General features: G+C 69.3%; 11 protein-coding genes. 9 read left to right on the forward strand and 2 right to left on the reverse strand.

Going from position 1 to position 16,714, the window contains the following annotated elements; translation table 11 throughout:
• Positions 1-88 precede the first annotated feature (88 nt).
• The 9 genes from R2B38_RS31235 (at position 89) to R2B38_RS51370 (ending at position 14,669) form a co-directional block, all read left to right on the forward strand.
• Positions 89-5,548: a HAMP domain-containing protein gene (locus R2B38_RS31235; protein ID WP_318019196.1), complete on the forward strand. Its 5,460-nt coding sequence runs from the start codon at positions 89-91 to the stop codon at positions 5,546-5,548.
• Between the two features lie 286 nt (positions 5,549-5,834).
• Positions 5,835-6,518, forward strand: a complete 684-nt coding sequence (locus R2B38_RS31240; protein ID WP_033287121.1) for a two-component system response regulator — start codon at positions 5,835-5,837, stop codon at positions 6,516-6,518.
• A gap of 123 nt (positions 6,519-6,641) precedes the next feature.
• On the forward strand, positions 6,642-9,365 hold the full coding sequence (locus tag R2B38_RS31245) for a DNA translocase FtsK (RefSeq protein ID WP_318019197.1): 2,724 nt from the start codon (positions 6,642-6,644) through the stop codon (positions 9,363-9,365).
• 264 nt (positions 9,366-9,629) lie between these two features.
• The gene (locus R2B38_RS31250; protein ID WP_318019198.1) at positions 9,630-10,487 is read left to right on the forward strand and encodes a helix-turn-helix domain-containing protein; all 858 of its coding nucleotides are present in this window, start codon (positions 9,630-9,632) and stop codon (positions 10,485-10,487) included.
• 111 nt (positions 10,488-10,598) lie between these two features.
• Positions 10,599-12,071, forward strand: a complete 1,473-nt coding sequence (gene rimO, locus R2B38_RS31255; RefSeq protein WP_051801816.1) for a 30S ribosomal protein S12 methylthiotransferase RimO — start codon at positions 10,599-10,601, stop codon at positions 12,069-12,071.
• Entirely contained in the window at positions 12,068-12,883 is an 816-nt protein-coding gene (gene pgsA / locus R2B38_RS31260) for a CDP-diacylglycerol--glycerol-3-phosphate 3-phosphatidyltransferase (RefSeq protein ID WP_318019199.1), read from the forward strand. Before rimO ends, pgsA begins: the two co-directional genes overlap by 4 nt.
• Positions 12,880-13,425: a CinA family protein gene (locus R2B38_RS31265; RefSeq protein WP_318019200.1), complete on the forward strand. Its 546-nt coding sequence runs from the start codon at positions 12,880-12,882 to the stop codon at positions 13,423-13,425. The genes pgsA and R2B38_RS31265 overlap by 4 nt, the downstream gene beginning before the upstream one ends.
• Before the next feature lie 109 nt (positions 13,426-13,534).
• Positions 13,535-13,909, forward strand: coding sequence for a helix-turn-helix domain-containing protein (locus R2B38_RS31270; protein WP_019060943.1), 375 nt, complete (start codon positions 13,535-13,537; stop codon positions 13,907-13,909).
• A 286-nt stretch (positions 13,910-14,195) separates the two neighbouring features.
• A complete protein-coding gene (locus tag R2B38_RS51370) occupies positions 14,196-14,669 on the forward strand; it encodes a hypothetical protein (RefSeq protein ID WP_411978511.1) in 474 nt (157 codons plus the stop codon).
• On the opposite strand, the gene R2B38_RS31280 is transcribed toward R2B38_RS51370, so the two are convergent.
• Positions 14,617-15,381, reverse strand: a complete 765-nt coding sequence (locus R2B38_RS31280) for an SDR family NAD(P)-dependent oxidoreductase (protein WP_318019201.1) — start codon at positions 15,379-15,381, stop codon at positions 14,617-14,619. The two genes, R2B38_RS51370 and R2B38_RS31280, sit on opposite strands and share 53 nt — an antisense overlap.
• Positions 15,382-15,413: 32 nt before the next feature.
• Positions 15,414-16,430: a DNA-formamidopyrimidine glycosylase family protein gene (locus R2B38_RS31285; RefSeq protein WP_318019202.1), complete on the reverse strand. Its 1,017-nt coding sequence runs from the start codon at positions 16,428-16,430 to the stop codon at positions 15,414-15,416.
• Between the last annotated feature and the right edge of the window lie 284 nt (positions 16,431-16,714).

A 16,714-nucleotide genomic window follows, 5' to 3' on the forward strand; every position in this document is an offset into this window, starting at 1 on the left:
CCGGGCAGAGATACGCGGCGGAACCTGATACGCCGAGCAGTTGCACACCGGCACAGCGGTAACGGTCGACCCCTGCGGGAGGGACACAGTGGAGTCTGGCGCAGCGACGCGGGGCACTAAGACGCGCGCGAAAGGCGGACAGTCCCTGAAGAACCAGCGCAAACCACGCAATGGGACCACGGAGGTGGACGCGGCCTCCTTGGACCGGCTGCTGACGGCTCTGGTCTCCATGCGGGACGGGAACTTCCGCAAGCGGCTCACGGTGTCGGGCGACGGCGTGATGTCGGAGATCGCCGCCGTGTTCAACGAGGTGGCCGACCGCAATCTGCATCTCACGGGTGAGCTGTCCCGGGTGCGGCGCATGGTGGGCCGTGAGGGAAAGCTCACGGAACGGCTGGAGACGGGCGCCTGCGAGGGTTCCTGGGCCTCGGCCATCGATGCCTCCAACGCGCTCGTGGACGACCTCGTACGGCCCGTCTCCGAGGTCGGACGGGTGCTCTCCGCGGTGGCCGAGGGTGATCTGTCGCCGCGCATGGAGCTGCGGACGCAGGCGCCGGACGGGACCGGGCATCCGTTGCGCGGGGAGTTCCTGAAGGTCGGGCGGACCGTCAACAACCTGGTCGACCAGCTGTCGACGTTCACCGACGAGGTCACGCGTGTGGCCAGCGAGGTGGGCACCGAGGGCAAGCTGGGCGGGCAGGCACGCGTGCGTGGCATGTCCGGCTCGTGGAAGGACCTCACGGAGTCGGTCAACACGATGGCGTACCGGCTGACGGCCCAGGTGCGGGACATCGCGCTGGTGACCACGGCGGTCGCCAAGGGCGACCTGTCGCGGAAGGTCACCGTCCATGTCGCCGGCGAGATGCTGGAGCTCAAGAACACCGTCAACACGATGGTGGACCAGCTGTCGTCGTTCTCCTCCGAGGTGACGCGAGTCGCCCGCGAGGTGGGCACCGAGGGCGAGCTGGGCGGCCAGGCGCAGGTGCCGGGTGTGGCCGGGGTGTGGAAGGACCTCACCGACTCGGTGAACATCATGGCCGGCAACCTGACGGCCCAGGTGCGCGGGATCGCGCAGGTGACGACGGCGGTCGCCAACGGTGACCTGTCGCAGAAGGTGACCGTCTCCGCGCGGGGCGAGGTCGCCCAGCTCGCCGAGACGATCAACCAGATGACCGAGACGCTGCGGACGTTCGCGGACGAGGTCACGCGCGTGGCCAACGAGGTCGGTGCCGAGGGGCAGCTCGGCGGGCAGGCGAACGTGCCGGGTGCGGCGGGAACGTGGAAGGACCTCACCGATTCGGTGAACACGGTCTTCCGGAACCTGACCATCCAGGTGCGGGACATCGCCGCCGTGACGACGGCCGTGGCGAGCGGTGACCTGTCCCAGAAGGTCACGGTGAACGTGGCCGGCGAGATGCTGGAACTGAAGAACACCGTCAACGGGATGGTCGACCAGCTGTCCTCGTTCGGTGCCGAGGTCACGCGCGTGGCGCGCGAGATCGGTGTCGAGGGTGAACTGGGCGGCCAGGCACAGGTGCCGGGCGCGGCCGGGACGTGGAAGGACCTGACGGACTCCGTCAACACGGCGTTCCGCAACCTCACCGGACAGGTGAGGAACATCGCGCAGGTGACGACGGCCGTGGCCAACGGCGACCTGTCGCAGAAGGTCACCGTCGACGTGTCCGGCGAGATGCTTCAGTTGAAGAACACCGTGAACACGATGGTGGACCAGCTGTCGTCGTTCGCCGACCAGGTGACCCGCATGGCCCGTGACGTGGGCACCGAGGGCCGACTGGGCGGCCAGGCGCGTGTGGACGGCGTCTCGGGCACCTGGAAGGAGCTCACCGACTCCGTCAACTCGATGGCCGGGAACCTGACTTCCCAGGTGCGCAACATCGCCCAGGTGACGACGGCGGTGGCCCAGGGCGACCTGTCCCAGAAGATCGACGTGGACGCGCGCGGCGAGATCCTGGAGCTGAAGAACACCATCAACACGATGGTTGACCAGCTCTCCGCCTTCGCCGACCAGGTGACCCGGGTGGCCCGCGAGGTGGGCACGGAGGGCCGCCTGGGCGGGCAGGCGCAGGTGCCGGGCGTCGCCGGTGTGTGGCGGGACCTCACCGACTCGGTGAACGGCATGGCCGGCAACCTCACCGCCCAGGTCCGCAACATCGCCCAAGTGGCCACCGCGGTGGCCCGGGGTGACCTGTCCCAGAAGATCACCGTGGACGCGCGCGGGGAGATCCTGGAACTGAAGAACACCCTGAACACGATGGTCGACCAGCTGTCCTCGTTCGCCGAGGAGGTCACGCGTGTGGCCCGCGAGGTGGGCACCGAGGGGCAGTTGGGCGGTCAGGCCGAGGTGCAGGGTGTCTCCGGCACCTGGAAGGACCTCACCCAGTCGGTGAACTTCATGGCGAACAACCTGACCATCCAGGTGCGCCAGATCGCCGAGGTCACGACCGCGGTCGCCAAGGGCGACCTCTCCAAGAAGATCACCGTCGACGCCAAGGGCGAGATCCTCGAACTCGTCACGACCGTCAACACGATGGTCGACCAGCTCTCGTCCTTCGCCGAGCAGGTGACCCGGGTGGCCCGCGAGGTGGGCACCGAGGGCATCCTGGGCGGCCAGGCCCACGTGCCGGGTGTCACGGGCATCTGGAAGGACCTCAGCGGCAACGTCAACCTGATGGCCAACAACCTGACCATGCAGGTGCGGAACATCTCCCAGGTCGCGGCGGCCGTCGCCAACGGCGACCTGACGCGGACGGTGACGATCGAGGCGCGCGGCGAGGTCGCGCAGCTCGCCGACACCTTCAACACCATGGTGAAGACGCTGAGTTCGTTCGCCGACCAGGTCACCAAGGTGGCCCGTGAGGTGGGCACGGACGGCATCCTCGGCGGTCAGGCGCGCGTGCCCGGTGTGGCCGGCACGTGGAAGGACCTCACCGAGTCCGTGAACGGGATGGCGTCCAACCTGACCGGTCAGGTGCGCAACATCGCGATGGTCACCACGGCCATCGCCAAGGGCGACCTGACCAAGAAGATCGACATCGATGCCCGCGGCGAGATCCTCGAACTGAAGACGACGATCAACACGATGGTCGACCAGCTGTCCTCGTTCGCCGAGGAGGTCACGCGTGTGGCCCGCGAGGTGGGCACCGAAGGCCAGTTGGGCGGTCAGGCACGCGTGCGTGACGTCGACGGCACCTGGCGCGACCTCACCGAGTCGGTGAACGAGATGGCCGGGAACCTGACCCGGCAGGTGCGTGCCATCGCGCGCGTGGCGACCGCGGTGACCCGCGGCGACCTGAACCTGAAGATCGACGTCGACGCGGCCGGCGAGATCCAGGAACTGCAGGACTACATCAACAAGATGATCGCCAACCTGCGCGACACCACGATCGCCAACAAGGAGCAGGACTGGCTCAAGGGCAACCTCGCCCGCATCTCCGCGCTGATGCAGGGCCGCCGTGACCTGGACGACGTCGCCTCGCTGATCATGAGCGAGCTGACGCCGGTGGTCTCCGCGCAGCACGGCGCGTTCTTCCTCGCGCTGCCCCTGGCGGACGCGGAGGGCGAGGAGGCGTACGAACTGCGCATGCTGGGGTCGTACGGCTACTCCATGGGGTCCATGCCGACCTCGTTCAGGCCCGGTGAGGCGCTGATCGGGACGGCCGCCCAGGAGCGGCGCACGATCCTCGTGGAGAACGCGCCCAGCGGCTATCTGAAGATCTCCTCGGGGCTCGGTGAGGCGCCGCCCGCGCAGGTGATCGTCCTTCCGGTGCTGTTCGAGGGGAAGGTGCTCGGGATCATCGAGCTGGCCTCTTTCACGCCCTTCACGCACATCCAGAAGGACTTCCTCAACCAGATCGCCGAGATGATCGCGACCAGCGTCAACACCATCTCCGTCAACACCAAGACGGAAGTGCTGCTGAAGCAGTCGCAGGAGCTGACCGAGCAACTCCGGGAGCGGTCGGCCGAGTTGGAGAACCGGCAGAAGGCGCTCCAGTCGTCCAACGCCGAACTGGAGGAGAAAGCCGAGCTGTTGGCCCAGCAGAACCGCGACATCGAGGTGAAGAACACCGAGATCGAGGAGGCGCGGCAGGTCCTGGAGGAGCGTGCCGAGCAGCTCGCGGTGTCGATGCGCTACAAGAGCGAGTTCCTCGCCAACATGTCGCATGAGCTTCGCACACCGCTCAACTCGCTGCTGATCCTGGCCAAGCTGCTCGCCGACAACGCGGAGGGGAACCTCTCCCCGAAGCAGGTCGAGTTCGCCGAGACGATCCACGGCGCCGGGTCCGACCTGCTCCAGCTGATCAACGACATCCTGGACCTGTCGAAGGTCGAGGCGGGCAAGATGGACGTGTCCCCGACGCGTATCGCGCTCGTCCAACTCGTCGACTACGTAGAGGCCACTTTCCGCCCGCTGACCGCGGAGAAGGGCCTCGACCTGTCCGTACGGGTGTCGCCGGAACTGCCCGCCACGCTGCACACCGACGAGCAGCGCCTCCTCCAGGTGCTGCGCAACCTGCTGTCCAACGCGGTGAAGTTCACCGACTCCGGGGCGGTCGAGCTGGTCATCCGGCCGGCCGGCGCGGATGTGCCGGTGGCGATCCGGGAGCAGCTCCTGGAGGCCGGTTCCCTGCGGGACGCGGACGCGGGCCTGATCGCGTTCTCGGTGACCGACACCGGGATCGGGATCGCCGGCAGCAAGATGCGGGTCATCTTCGAGGCGTTCAAGCAGGCGGACGGTACGACCAGTCGCAAGTACGGCGGTACGGGCCTCGGGCTGTCGATCTCCCGGGAGATCGCGCAGTTGCTCGGCGGTGAGATCCACGCGCAGAGCGAACCGGGACGCGGCTCGACGTTCACGCTGTATTTGCCGCTGCACCCCAGCGAACTGCCCCCGCAGGGCTACCAGCAGCTGCCCGCGCTGGAGGCGGGCGACCTGGTGGCGTCGGCGGCGGAACTCGCCGAGCTGTCGGAGCGGAGCGAGGTGGACTTCGAGACGCCGGCCGAGGTGAAGTCGTACCACGAGACGCAGAACGGTGCCGCCGCGCTCTTCAGGCGCCGCCGCAGGGCCGTCGAGCAGTCCACCCAGCTGGGGCAGACCGTACGGGACCAGTGGGCGGCTCCGGAGTCGCCGCCGTCGCGTAGGGGCATCCGGTTCGGCGGGGAGAAGGTGCTGATCGTCGACGACGACATCCGCAACGTCTTCGCGCTGACGAGTGTCCTGGAGCAGCACGGCCTGTCCGTGCTGTACGCGGAGAACGGCCGTGAGGGTATCGAAGTCCTGGAGCAGCACGACGATGTGACGGTCGTTCTGATGGACATCATGATGCCCGAGATGGACGGATACGCGACGACGACGGCGATCCGCAGGATGCCCCAGTTCGCCGGGCTGCCGATCATCGCGCTGACCGCGAAGGCGATGAAGGGCGACCGGGAGAAGGCGATCGAGTCCGGTGCCTCGGACTACGTCACCAAGCCGGTCGATCCCGATCACCTGCTGGCGGTGATGGAGCAGTGGATGCGTACGGAGTGAAGGAAACGACCGGACTTGGCGGGAAAGCGGCGGGAACGGTGCGGGGAACGTCCGGTGGCCACGTGGAGTTGCTGACTCAGTGTGGCCGGAGCCGTGTAGAAGTACGGGATTCGGGGAACCTTCTGGTCTCCCGCCGCGTTTCTGCTACGTGCACAGTGACATCACGGTGACAGGGTGTGGCGACAGGCGGGGTGCGGCTACCATGACCGGCACAAGGACGGACGGCGCAAGAGAGTCGTCCCCTGGGGCGGCGCCCGGTGCACATCCGGGGCGAGGAGGGCGGGCCATGGTGCAGAAGGCCAAGATCCTCCTGGTCGATGACCGGCCGGAGAATCTGCTGGCGCTGGAGGCCATCCTCTCTGCGCTCGATCAGACACTGGTTCGGGCATCGTCCGGGGAGGAAGCGCTCAAGGCACTGCTGACGGACGACTTCGCGGTCATTCTGCTGGACGTCCAGATGCCGGGCATGGACGGTTTCGAGACCGCCGCGCACATCAAGCGGCGGGAGCGGACCCGGGACATCCCGATCATCTTCCTCACCGCGATCAACCACGGCCCGCACCACACCTTCCGGGGCTACGCGGCGGGCGCGGTCGACTACATCTCCAAGCCGTTCGACCCATGGGTGCTGCGCGCGAAGGTCTCGGTCTTCGTCGAGCTCTACATGAAGAACTGCCAGTTGCGGGAGCAGGCGGCGCTGCTGCGGCTCCAGTTGGAGGGCGGCGGCAAGCCCGCGGCCGGTGCGGCGAAGGAACCGGCCGGACTGCTCGCCGAGTTGTCGGCGCGGCTCGCGGCCGTGGAGGAACAGGCGGAGGCGCTGTCGAAGCAGCTCGACGACGAGTCGGCGGACGCGGCGGCAGTGGCGACGGCGGCTCATCTCGAACGCAAACTCACCGGACTGCGCAGGGCACTCGACGCCCTGGAGCCGGGCACGGGGAGTGGAGCACCTTCGGTCCCGTCGCAGAACTGACGTCCGCCGCAGGCGCAGTTGTGCGTGAGCGGCCGTCAGTTCCCGGTCCCGTACGGGCGACACGAACGGGTGAAGCAGTGGACGCACGTGTCCCCTGCCGTCTCCACAGGTAACCTCACACCTATGGCCTCACGTCCCTCCGCAGCCAAGAAGCAGCCCGCCAAGAGGGCTGCTCCGGCGAAGGCTCCGGCGAAGAAGGCCGCTGCGAAAAGGGCCCCCGCGAAGAAGGCGGCCGTCAAGAAGACCGCCCGCCCGGCGCCCAGGCCGGCTCCCAGCCCCACCGGGGGCATCGTCAAGCTCGTGCGCGCCGTCTGGCTCGGCACCGCGCACGCCGTCGGCGCGGTGTTCCGCGGAATAGGGCAGGGCGCGAAGAACTTGGACCCGGCCCACCGCAAGGACGGCGTCGCGCTGCTGCTGTTCGGCCTCGCGCTGATCGTCGCCGCCGGCACCTGGGCCGATCTGCGCGGCCCGGTCGGCGACCTCGTCGAGATCCTGGTGACCGGCGCGTTCGGCCGGCTCGACCTGCTCGTGCCGATACTGCTCGCGGTGATCGCCGTGCGCTTCATCCGCCACCCCGAGAAGCCCGAGGCCAACGGCCGCATCGTGATCGGCCTGTCCGCGCTCGTCATCGGCGTACTCGGCCAGGTCCACATCGCCTGCGGCGCGCCCGCCCGCAGCGACGGCATGCAGGCCATAAGGAACGCCGGCGGCCTCATCGGCTGGGGCGTGGCGACCCCGCTGACGTACACGATGGGCGAGGTCCTCGCCGTACCCCTGCTCGTGCTGCTCACGGTCTTCGGGCTGCTGGTCGTCACGGCCACGCCCGTCAACGCGATCCCGCAGCGCCTGCGGCTGCTCGGCGTGAAGCTGGGCATCGTCCACGACTTCGACGACGAGGACGAGTTCGTCGGCGAGGACGACGAGCGCTACGACGAGCAGTGGCGCGAGGCGCTGCCCGCGCGGCCCCGCAAGCGCGGGGGCGCCCCCGAGGCCTACGACCCCGAGAGCGCCGAGCAGGACGCCCTCTCCAAGCGCCGGAGCCGCCCCCGGCGCTCCGCGGTGCCCCAGCCCGACATGAACCGCCCCATGGACGCCGTGGACGTCGCGGCGGCCGCCGCAGCGGCGCTCGACGGGGCCGTCCTGCACGGCATGCCGCCCTCGCCGATCGTCGCCGACCTCACCCAGGGCGTACGGGTCGGGGGAGACCGCGAGGACACCACCCCGACGCCCGTCCCGGCCCCCGCCGCGCGCCCCAAGCAGGAGAAGCTCAGGGCCGAGCCGGCCGAGCGCATAGTGGCGGACCTGACCAAGGCGCCCCCGGAGGAGATGCGCGACCTGCCGCCGCGGGCCGAGCAGCTCCAGCTCGCCGGCGACATCACGTACGCGCTGCCCTCGCTCGACCTCCTCACGCGCGGGGGCCCCGGCAAGGCACGCAGCGCCGCGAACGACGCCGTGGTCGCCTCCCTGACGAACGTCTTCTCCGAGTTCAAGGTCGACGCCGCCGTCACCGGCTTCACGCGCGGGCCCACGGTCACGCGCTACGAGGTGGAGCTCGGCCCCGCCGTCAAGGTCGAGCGGATCACCGCGCTCACCAAGAACATCGCCTACGCCGTCGCCAGCCCCGACGTACGGATCATCAGCCCGATCCCCGGCAAGTCCGCGGTCGGCATCGAGATCCCGAACACGGACCGCGAGATGGTCAACGTCGGTGACGTCCTGCGCCTCGCGGACGCGGCCGAGGACGACCACCCGATGCTCGTGGCGCTCGGCAAGGACGTCGAGGGCGGCTACGTCATGGCCAACATGGCGAAGATGCCGCACATCCTGGTGGCCGGTGCCACCGGCTCGGGCAAGTCGTCCTGCATCAACTGCCTGATCACGTCGATCATGTGCCGCGCGACCCCCGAGGACGTCCGCATGGTCCTCGTAGACCCCAAGCGCGTCGAACTGACCGCCTACGAAGGCATCCCGCACCTGATCACACCCATCATCACCAACCCGAAGAGGGCCGCCGAGGCGCTCCAGTGGGTCGTACGGGAGATGGACCTCAGGTATGACGACCTCGCGGCCTTCGGGTACCGGCACATCGACGACTTCAACCAGGCCATCCGCGACGGCAAGCTGAAGACTCCGGAGGGCAGCGAGCGGGAGCTCAAGACCTATCCGTACCTCCTGGTGATCGTCGACGAGCTGGCCGACCTGATGATGGTCGCGCCCCGGGACGTTGAGGACTCGATCGTGCGCATCACACAGCTCGCGCGCGCGGCCGGCATCCACCTGGTGCTCGCGACGCAGCGGCCGTCCGTCGATGTCGTCACCGGTCTGATCAAGGCGAACGTGCCCTCCAGGCTCGCGTTCGCCACCTCGTCCCTGGCCGACTCGCGGGTCATCCTCGACCAGCCCGGCGCCGAGAAGCTCATCGGCAAGGGTGACGGGCTGTATCTGCCGATGGGTCAGAACAAGCCCACCCGTATGCAGGGCGCCTTCGTCACCGAGGACGAGATCCACGCCGTCGTGCAGCACTGCAAGGACCAGATGACCCCGGTCTTCCGGGAGGACGTCACCGTAGGTACCAAGCAGAAGAAGGAGGTCGACGAGGAGATCGGTGACGACCTCGACCTGCTGTGCCAGGCGGTCGAGCTGGTCGTGTCCACGCAGTTCGGGTCGACCTCGATGCTCCAGCGCAAACTGCGCGTCGGCTTCGCCAAGGCCGGGCGGCTCATGGACCTCATGGAGTCCCGGGGCATCGTCGGACCCAGCGAGGGCTCCAAGGCGCGTGACGTTCTTGTGAAGGCCGACGAGGTGGATGGCGTGCTCGCGGTGATCCGCGGGGAGTCTGAAGGGTAGGCGTCCGCCGAAAGGTCCGCCGAAAGGATGCGACCGTGATCCACCCGTTAGAGATCCTCGGGCAACCGTTTCCCTTTGCCGTACGTCAAGTTGAGCGAGAAGACAGATCGGGCTCCCACCATGGGGTCCGTGTCTGGCTCGCCGTCGGGCGTTCCGGCCATACCGATGGCGTACAAAGTCCCACCGCCCGGTTGCCCCACCCTTCGGTACCCCCCCTAGACTGAATTTCCAGCACAGGCGGCTACACGCTCGAAAGGCGCCCCCGTGTCCATCGGCAACTCCCCTGAAGACGAGCGTCCGTTCGAAGACGGTCGTTCCTCAGACGGTCATGAGGAAGAAGCCCGCCCTTCCGTCGGCCGAACCCTGCAGCAGGCACGTATCGCCGCCGGGCTGACCGTCGACGACGTCAGCAGTGCCACCCGGGTCCGCATCGCCATCGTGCACGCCATCGAGGCCGACGACTTCACGCCCTGCGGCGGTGACGTCTATGCCCGCGGGCACATCAGGACCCTCGCCAGGGCCGTCCACATCGATCCCGCCCCCCTCCTCGCGCGCTACGACGACGACCACGGCGGACGCCCGGCCCCGACGCCGGCCGCGCCCCTCTTCGAGGCGGAACGTATCCGTCCCGAGCGGCGGGGCCCGAACTGGACCGCAGCCATGGTCGCCGCGATCGTCGCGGTGGTCGGCTTCGTCGGGTTCACGGCGTTCAAGGGCGGCGACAGCGACAGTGACGCCGCGTCACAGGTCACCCAGGGGGCCACGCCCAGCGCCAGCAAGCCCGCCGCGCCCAAGCCCTCGAACACCACCGCCACGCCCAAGTCCGACCCCTCCGACAGTGCCATCGCCGCCGCGCCGCAGGACAAGGTGACGGTCCAGGTGAGCGCGGTCGACGGCCGCAGCTGGATCTCCGCCAAGGACCACAACGGCCGGATGCTTTTCGATGGACTTCTCAAGAAGGGCGAGTCGAAGACCTTCCAGGACAGCTCGAAGGTCAACCTGATCCTCGGTGACGCCGGTGTGATCCAGCTCTACGTCAACGGCAAGAAGATCGAGGACGACTTCCAGCCCGGAGCGGTGGAGCGCCTCACGTACACCAAGGGCGACCCCGAGGTCGGCTGAGATCTCCAGGTCGGTCCCATCGGTCCGACGGGGTGCTTGTTCAAGGGGTTGGCCAAGATCGGCCAACCCCTTCGACGTGGGGTGTCAGTGGGACGAAGTAGTCTTGAGCCCATGCCTGAACGCCGTACCGTCGCACTCGTCACTCTTGGCTGCGCCCGTAACGAGGTGGACTCGGAGGAGCTCGCAGGCCGCTTGGAGGCGGACGGCTGGCAACTCGTGGAGGACGCCGAGGACGCGGACGTCGCCGTCGTCAACACCTGTGGCTTCGTCGAGGCCGCCAAGAAGGACTCCGTCGACGCCCTCCTCGAAGCCAATGACCTGAAGGGCCACGGCAGAACGCAGGCCGTCGTCGCGGTGGGCTGCATGGCCGAGCGGTACGGCAAGGAGCTCGCCGAGGCGCTGCCCGAGGCCGACGGGGTGCTCGGCTTCGACGACTACTCCGACATCTCCGACCGCCTGCAGACCATCCTGAACGGCGGCATCCACGCCTCGCACACCCCGCGCGACCGCCGCAAGCTGCTGCCGATCAGCCCCGCCGAGCGGCAGGAGTCCGCCGCCGACGTCGCGCTGCCCGGCCACGGCCCGGTCGACCTCCCGGACGGCCTCGCGCCCGCCTCGGGTCCTCGCGCGCCCCTGCGCCGCCGCCTGGACGGCTCCCCGGTCGCCTCGGTGAAGCTCGCCTCCGGCTGCGACCGCCGCTGCACGTTCTGCGCCATCCCGTCCTTCCGCGGCTCGTTCATCTCCCGCCGCCCGAGCGACGTCCTGAACGAGACGCGCTGGCTGGCCGAGCAGGGCGTCAAGGAGATCATGCTGGTCTCCGAGAACAACACGTCCTACGGCAAGGACCTGGGCGACATCCGCCTCCTGGAGACGCTGCTTCCCGAGCTGGCGGAGATCGACGGCCTCGAGCGGGTGCGGGTCAGCTACCTCCAGCCCGCCGAGATGCGCCCCGGGCTCATCGACGTGCTCACGTCGACCCCGAAGGTCGCGCCCTACTTCGACCTGTCCTTCCAGCACTCCGCGCCCGACGTGCTGCGCTCCATGCGCCGTTTCGGCGACACGGACCGCTTCCTCGAACTGCTCGACACCATCCGCTCCAAGGCCCCGCAGGCCGGCGTCCGCTCGAACTTCATCGTCGGTTTCCCCGGCGAGACCGAGTCCGACCTGGCCGAGCTGGAGCGCTTCCTGAACGGCGCGCGCCTGGACGCCATCGGCGTCTTCGGCTACTCCGACGAGGAGGGCACGGAGGCGGCGACGTACGACAAGAAGCTCGACCAGGACGTCGTGGACGCGCGGCTCGCGCACATCTCCCGGCTCGCCGAGGAACTCGTCTCGCAGCGCGCCGAGGAGCGTGTCGGCGAGACCGTGCAGGTGCTGGTCGAGTCGGTGGACTCCGAGGACGGCGCCTACGGCCGCGGTGAGCACCAGGCGCCGGAGACGGACGGCCAGGTGCTCCTCACGAGCGGCGAGGGCCTGAGCGTCGGCCGTATGGTCGAGGCGAAGGTGGTCGGTACGGAAGGTGTCGACCTGGTGGCCGAGCCGCTCCTGGGCTCGCTCGCGTGTAGTGAGGAGGCGGGCAGATGACCGGAGTCCCGGCATCGGCGGCGGGCGACACCTCCAGCGCGAACGGCGCGCCCGCGAGCGCGGGTTCCGGTGCGGCCTCCGGTGGCGCCTCTTCCGGCGCGATGTCGGGCAACGTCTCCGGTGGTGCCCCCTCCGGTGGTGCCTCGCCCGGTGTCGTGGAGACCGGCGTGCCCGGCGGTCCGAGGCCGGCGCGTGGTGCGAAGGTCGTCGCAGCGGCCGTCAACCAGGCGAGCGTCTGGAACATCGCCAACTTCCTGACCATGCTCCGGCTGCTGCTCGTCCCCGGCTTCGTCGCCCTGATGCTGGCCGACGGGGGGTACGACCCGGCGATGCGCTCGTTCGCCTGGGCGGCGTTCGCCATCGCCATGATCACCGACCTGTTCGACGGCCATCTGGCGCGGACGTACGACCTCGTCACCGACTTCGGGAAGATCGCCGACCCCATCGCCGACAAGGCGATCATGGGCGCGGCGCTGATCTGTCTGTCCTCGCTCGGCGATCTGCCGTGGTGGGTGACCGTCGTCATCCTCGGCCGGGAACTCGGGATCACGCTGCTGCGTTTTCTCGTCATCCGGTACGGCGTCATTCCCGCGTCGCGCGGCGGCAAGCTGAAGACCCTCATCCAGGGCGTGGCCGTAGGAATGTATGTGCTGGCGCTGACGGGCTGGCTCGCCACTCTGCGGTTCTGGGTGATGGCGGCGGCGGTCGTTCTGACCGTGCTGACCGGGCTCGACTATGTGAGACAGGCCATTGTGCTGCGCAGGCAGGGAATCGCCGAGCGGATGGCGGCGTCGGAGGAGACGGAAGCGTGAGTTCCACGGCCACTGAAGTGGTGCGACTACTGACGGTGAGCGATGCGACGCTCGCTGTCGCCGAGTCGCTCACCGGTGGCCTGGTTGCGGCGGAGATCACATCGGTGCCCGGAGCCTCCAAGGCCTTCCGTGGTTCGGTCACCGCCTACGCCACCGAGCTGAAGCACCAGCTGCTCGGTGTGGACGCCGGTCTGCTGGCCGCGCGCGGAGCCGTAGACGCGCAGGTCGCGGCCCAGATGGCGGCCGGAGTGCGGAAGGCTCTGGGCGCCGACTGGGGCATCGCGACCACCGGCGTGGCGGGCCCGGAGCCGCAGGACGGACAGCCCGTGGGCACCGTCTTCGTGGCCGTGGACGGCCCCTTTGGACCCGATTCGGATGCCGCCGGTGGCGGGAAAGTGGCCGCGCTGCGGTTGAACGGCGGCCGGGCGGAAATTCGTATGGAGAGTGTACGGAGCGTACTCGCGCTGCTTCTGGAGCGGCTCGTGAGCGAACAGACCGGGAATGAGCGGACACAGGATACGGAACAGAACGGGGGGTTTTGATGTTTGCAGCCCTGAGTGAACACGACATCGCTCCCCGCACGGCCGCGGCGCAAGGCGGTACGGTGGGGCGAGAAGGATGCGGCTACGCGGTCCGAGGAGGGAGCCACCGATGATTCTGCTCCGTCGCCTGTTGGGCGATGTGCTGCGTCGGCAGCGCCAGCGCCAGGGCCGTACTCTGCGCGAAGTCTCCTCGTCCGCCCGAGTCTCACTCGGCTATCTCTCCGAGGTGGAGCGGGGGCAGAAAGAGGCTTCCTCTGAACTGCTGTCCGCCATCTGCGACGCGTTGGACGTACGGATGTCCGAACTCATGCGGGAAGTGAGCGACGAGCTCGCTCTCGCCGAGCTGGCCCAGTCTGCAGCGGCCACCGGTTCTGTGCCCACGTCGGTACGTCCGATGCTGGGTTCCGTGTCGGTGACCGGTGTGCCACCGGAACGGGTGACCATCAAGGCGCCCGCCGAGGCGGTGGACGTGGTCGCCGCGTGACGCTCACGCTGGTGTAGACCGATGAGGCACTGACCAGCCTCAGTTTGAAGTGTGCGGGCCCCGGCCGGGGTTCCTCCAGGGAGATCTGGAGGGGTGCGGTCGGGGTTTTTCGCGTTTGCGGGTTCTCGGGGGAGGGGCTTGCAGGTGGCTCGTACGGCCGACGCGGTCCGTTTGCCGGTGTTGCCCCGTGCGGTCATGGTTGAGGCGAGTGGTGCGTCCGTGTGCCGGTGACGCGCCCTTCTCGCGGGTGACCGTGACGTTCTAGCGTCGCGCTGGAGGTGGGGCCATGGCGGGGCGAATAGCACGCTGGGGGCTCGCGCTCGGGCTCTGCGCCGTGTGGTGGTGGGCCGTGCTGCGGCTCGCTCTGACGCCGCACGCGGGGGCGCTGGAAGGGGCCGTGGCGGCCGGGGGGTGGGGGTTGAGCCTGCTTCCGGTGCACTGCATGCCGAAGGCGCGGGCGGCGGGGGCTGTGGCTGCCGGGCGGTGGCGGGCTGCTTGGCGGGGGTCTGTCGTGCCGGTTGCCGGGGTGTCGCCGAACCTCGGTGTGACGGTGGCTGGGGTGCCGACCGACCTCGGGGTGACGGACGCCTGGGCGCCGGCTGACCCCGGTGGCACGGACACCGAGGTGTGGTCACCGGACGGACCGCTGCCGGGCGCCTGGCCGTCCTCGGTCGGCGAACCGTCGTCGGGCGCCGAGTCGGTGCCGGTCACCAAGGCATCGCCACGCCGCCGTTCGGGCGGAGGATCTGGCCCGTCGTGAACGATGACGCGTCCGACGCCAGGTGCAGCACGGCGTGGGCGATGTCCTCCGGCTCACCTACCCGGCCCAGCGGGGACAGCCGGGTCATCATCGCTTCGGTACGGGCCTGTGCCTCGGCCTCGTGGTGGTCGGTCATGGGCGTGCGCACCCAGCCCGGCGCGACCGCGTTGACGCGGATGCCGTGCCGGCCCAGTTCCGTCGCCAGTGTCTTCGTCAGCTGGACGACGGCCGCCTTGGTCACGCTGTAGCAGAGGAGTCCGGCTCCTCCGGTGTCGATCGCGCCCGACGCCATGGTGACGATGCTGCCCCTGGTGCCGCGGTCGAGCATCAGCCGGGCCGCCTCCTGGCAGGCGTACAGGACGCCCTTGAAGTTGACGTTCAGCACGCGGTCGAGATCCTCGTCCCGGGTCTCCAGCACGGTGCTGCTGTGCATGATCCCGGCGACCGCCGCCATCACGTGCAGGTCCTCGCAGGAGTCCACGGCCTGCTTCAGCTGGGCGCGGTCGGTGACGTCGAGGTGGTGGGTGCGGGCGGTGCCCCCCTTGTCCTTGATCAGGGTCGCCGTCTCGTGCAGGCCCTGCGCGTCGCGATCGGCGCAGTGCACGGTGGCGCCCGCCTCGGCGAGCAGCACGGCACAGGCGCGGCCGATACCGCTGGCGGCGCCGGTGACGAAAGCAGTGCGTCCGGTGAGGTCGTACGCCTTGACGGGCATGAACCGACCGTACGAGTGTTTCTGACGGGTCGTCAATTAGTCGTACGGTGCTGAGTTCTGGGGGGAGCGGTGGTGCCCGGCGCGGGGCCCACCTGGCAGGTGGGGCACCAGTAGGTGGGGCGGTCGCGGGAGCCGTCGCCCTGGTTGGCCGTGCGGATGGGGGTGTTGCAGCGGAGGCAGGGGCGGGGGGATCGGCCGTAGACGAAGAGGTCTGGGGTGTGGGGGCCGGTGGGGCGGAGGGGCGTGGTGCGGGTGCCTGGGGTGGGGTGGGCTGGGGTGCTGGGTGCTGAGGTACGGGCGTCTGGAGTGCCCGGGGCCGAGGTGCGGGCGTTTGGAGTGCGGTGGTCTGGGGTGCCGGGGGTTGGGGTGCGGTTTGGGTTTGCGGTGCTGTTCGTGAGGGTGCTTGTGGTGTTGCGGACGGGGCGGTCGCGGTTGGCTTCCAGGAGGCGCTTGGCGATGGCGGGCAGCTTCGCGGCGCGGTCGGCGGGGAGTGCGCCGATGGGGAGCCAGGGGGTGGCGCCGAGGATGAAACAGAGTTCGCTTTTGTAGATGTTGCCGATGCCGGCCAGGTTGCGCTGGTCGAGGAGGGCCTCGCCGAGGGGGCGGGCGGGGTCCGCGAGGAGGTTGGCGAGGGCCAGTTCGGGGTTCCAGTCGGGGCCCAGGAGGTCGGGGCCGAGGTGGCCCACGGCACGGTGTTCTTCGGTCGTGCGGATGAGTTCCAGGACGGGGAGGCGGTAGCCGACGGCCGTGCGGTCTGCCGTGCCGAGGATCACGCGGATCTGGTGGGCCGGGCCGCCGCCGCTCCAGCGCTGGCCGTTGGCGTACACCCTCCAGGTGCCGTCCATCCGCAGGTGCGAGTGGAGGGTGAGGCCGCCCTCGATACGGGTCAGCAGGTGTTTGCCCCGGGGGGTGACGTCCAGGACGGTGCGGCCGGTGAGGTCTGCCGTGGCGTATTTGGGCACGCGGAGGTCGCTGCGGGTCAGCACCTTGCCCGCGAGGGCGGTGTGGAGGCGCTTCGCGGTCTGCCAGACGGTGTCGCCTTCAGGCATGGGTCAAGGGTGGCATGGGGTGGGGCGGGGGTGGGTTGGGGCGAGGGGCTGAGTGGGGTGAGTGGAGTGGGAAGGGGCTTGGGGTGTGGGGCGGCGCGGGGTGAGTGGAGCCCGGCCCGGCGGGTGAGGCGGGCCGGGGGAAGAAGGCGCGGGGTGTGGGCAGGCTCGGGAGAGTGACCTGGGGCGAGGGGTGGTGCGGGCTGAGAGCCCTGGGTATGGGGCGGCGCCGGGCGAGAGGGGGCGCTGGGTGTGGGGGCCTGGGGTGAGGGGCTGTGTGAAGTGAG

The sequence above is a fragment of the Streptomyces sp. N50 genome, from assembly GCF_033335955.1.
GTDB lineage: Bacteria > Actinomycetota > Actinomycetes > Streptomycetales > Streptomycetaceae > Streptomyces.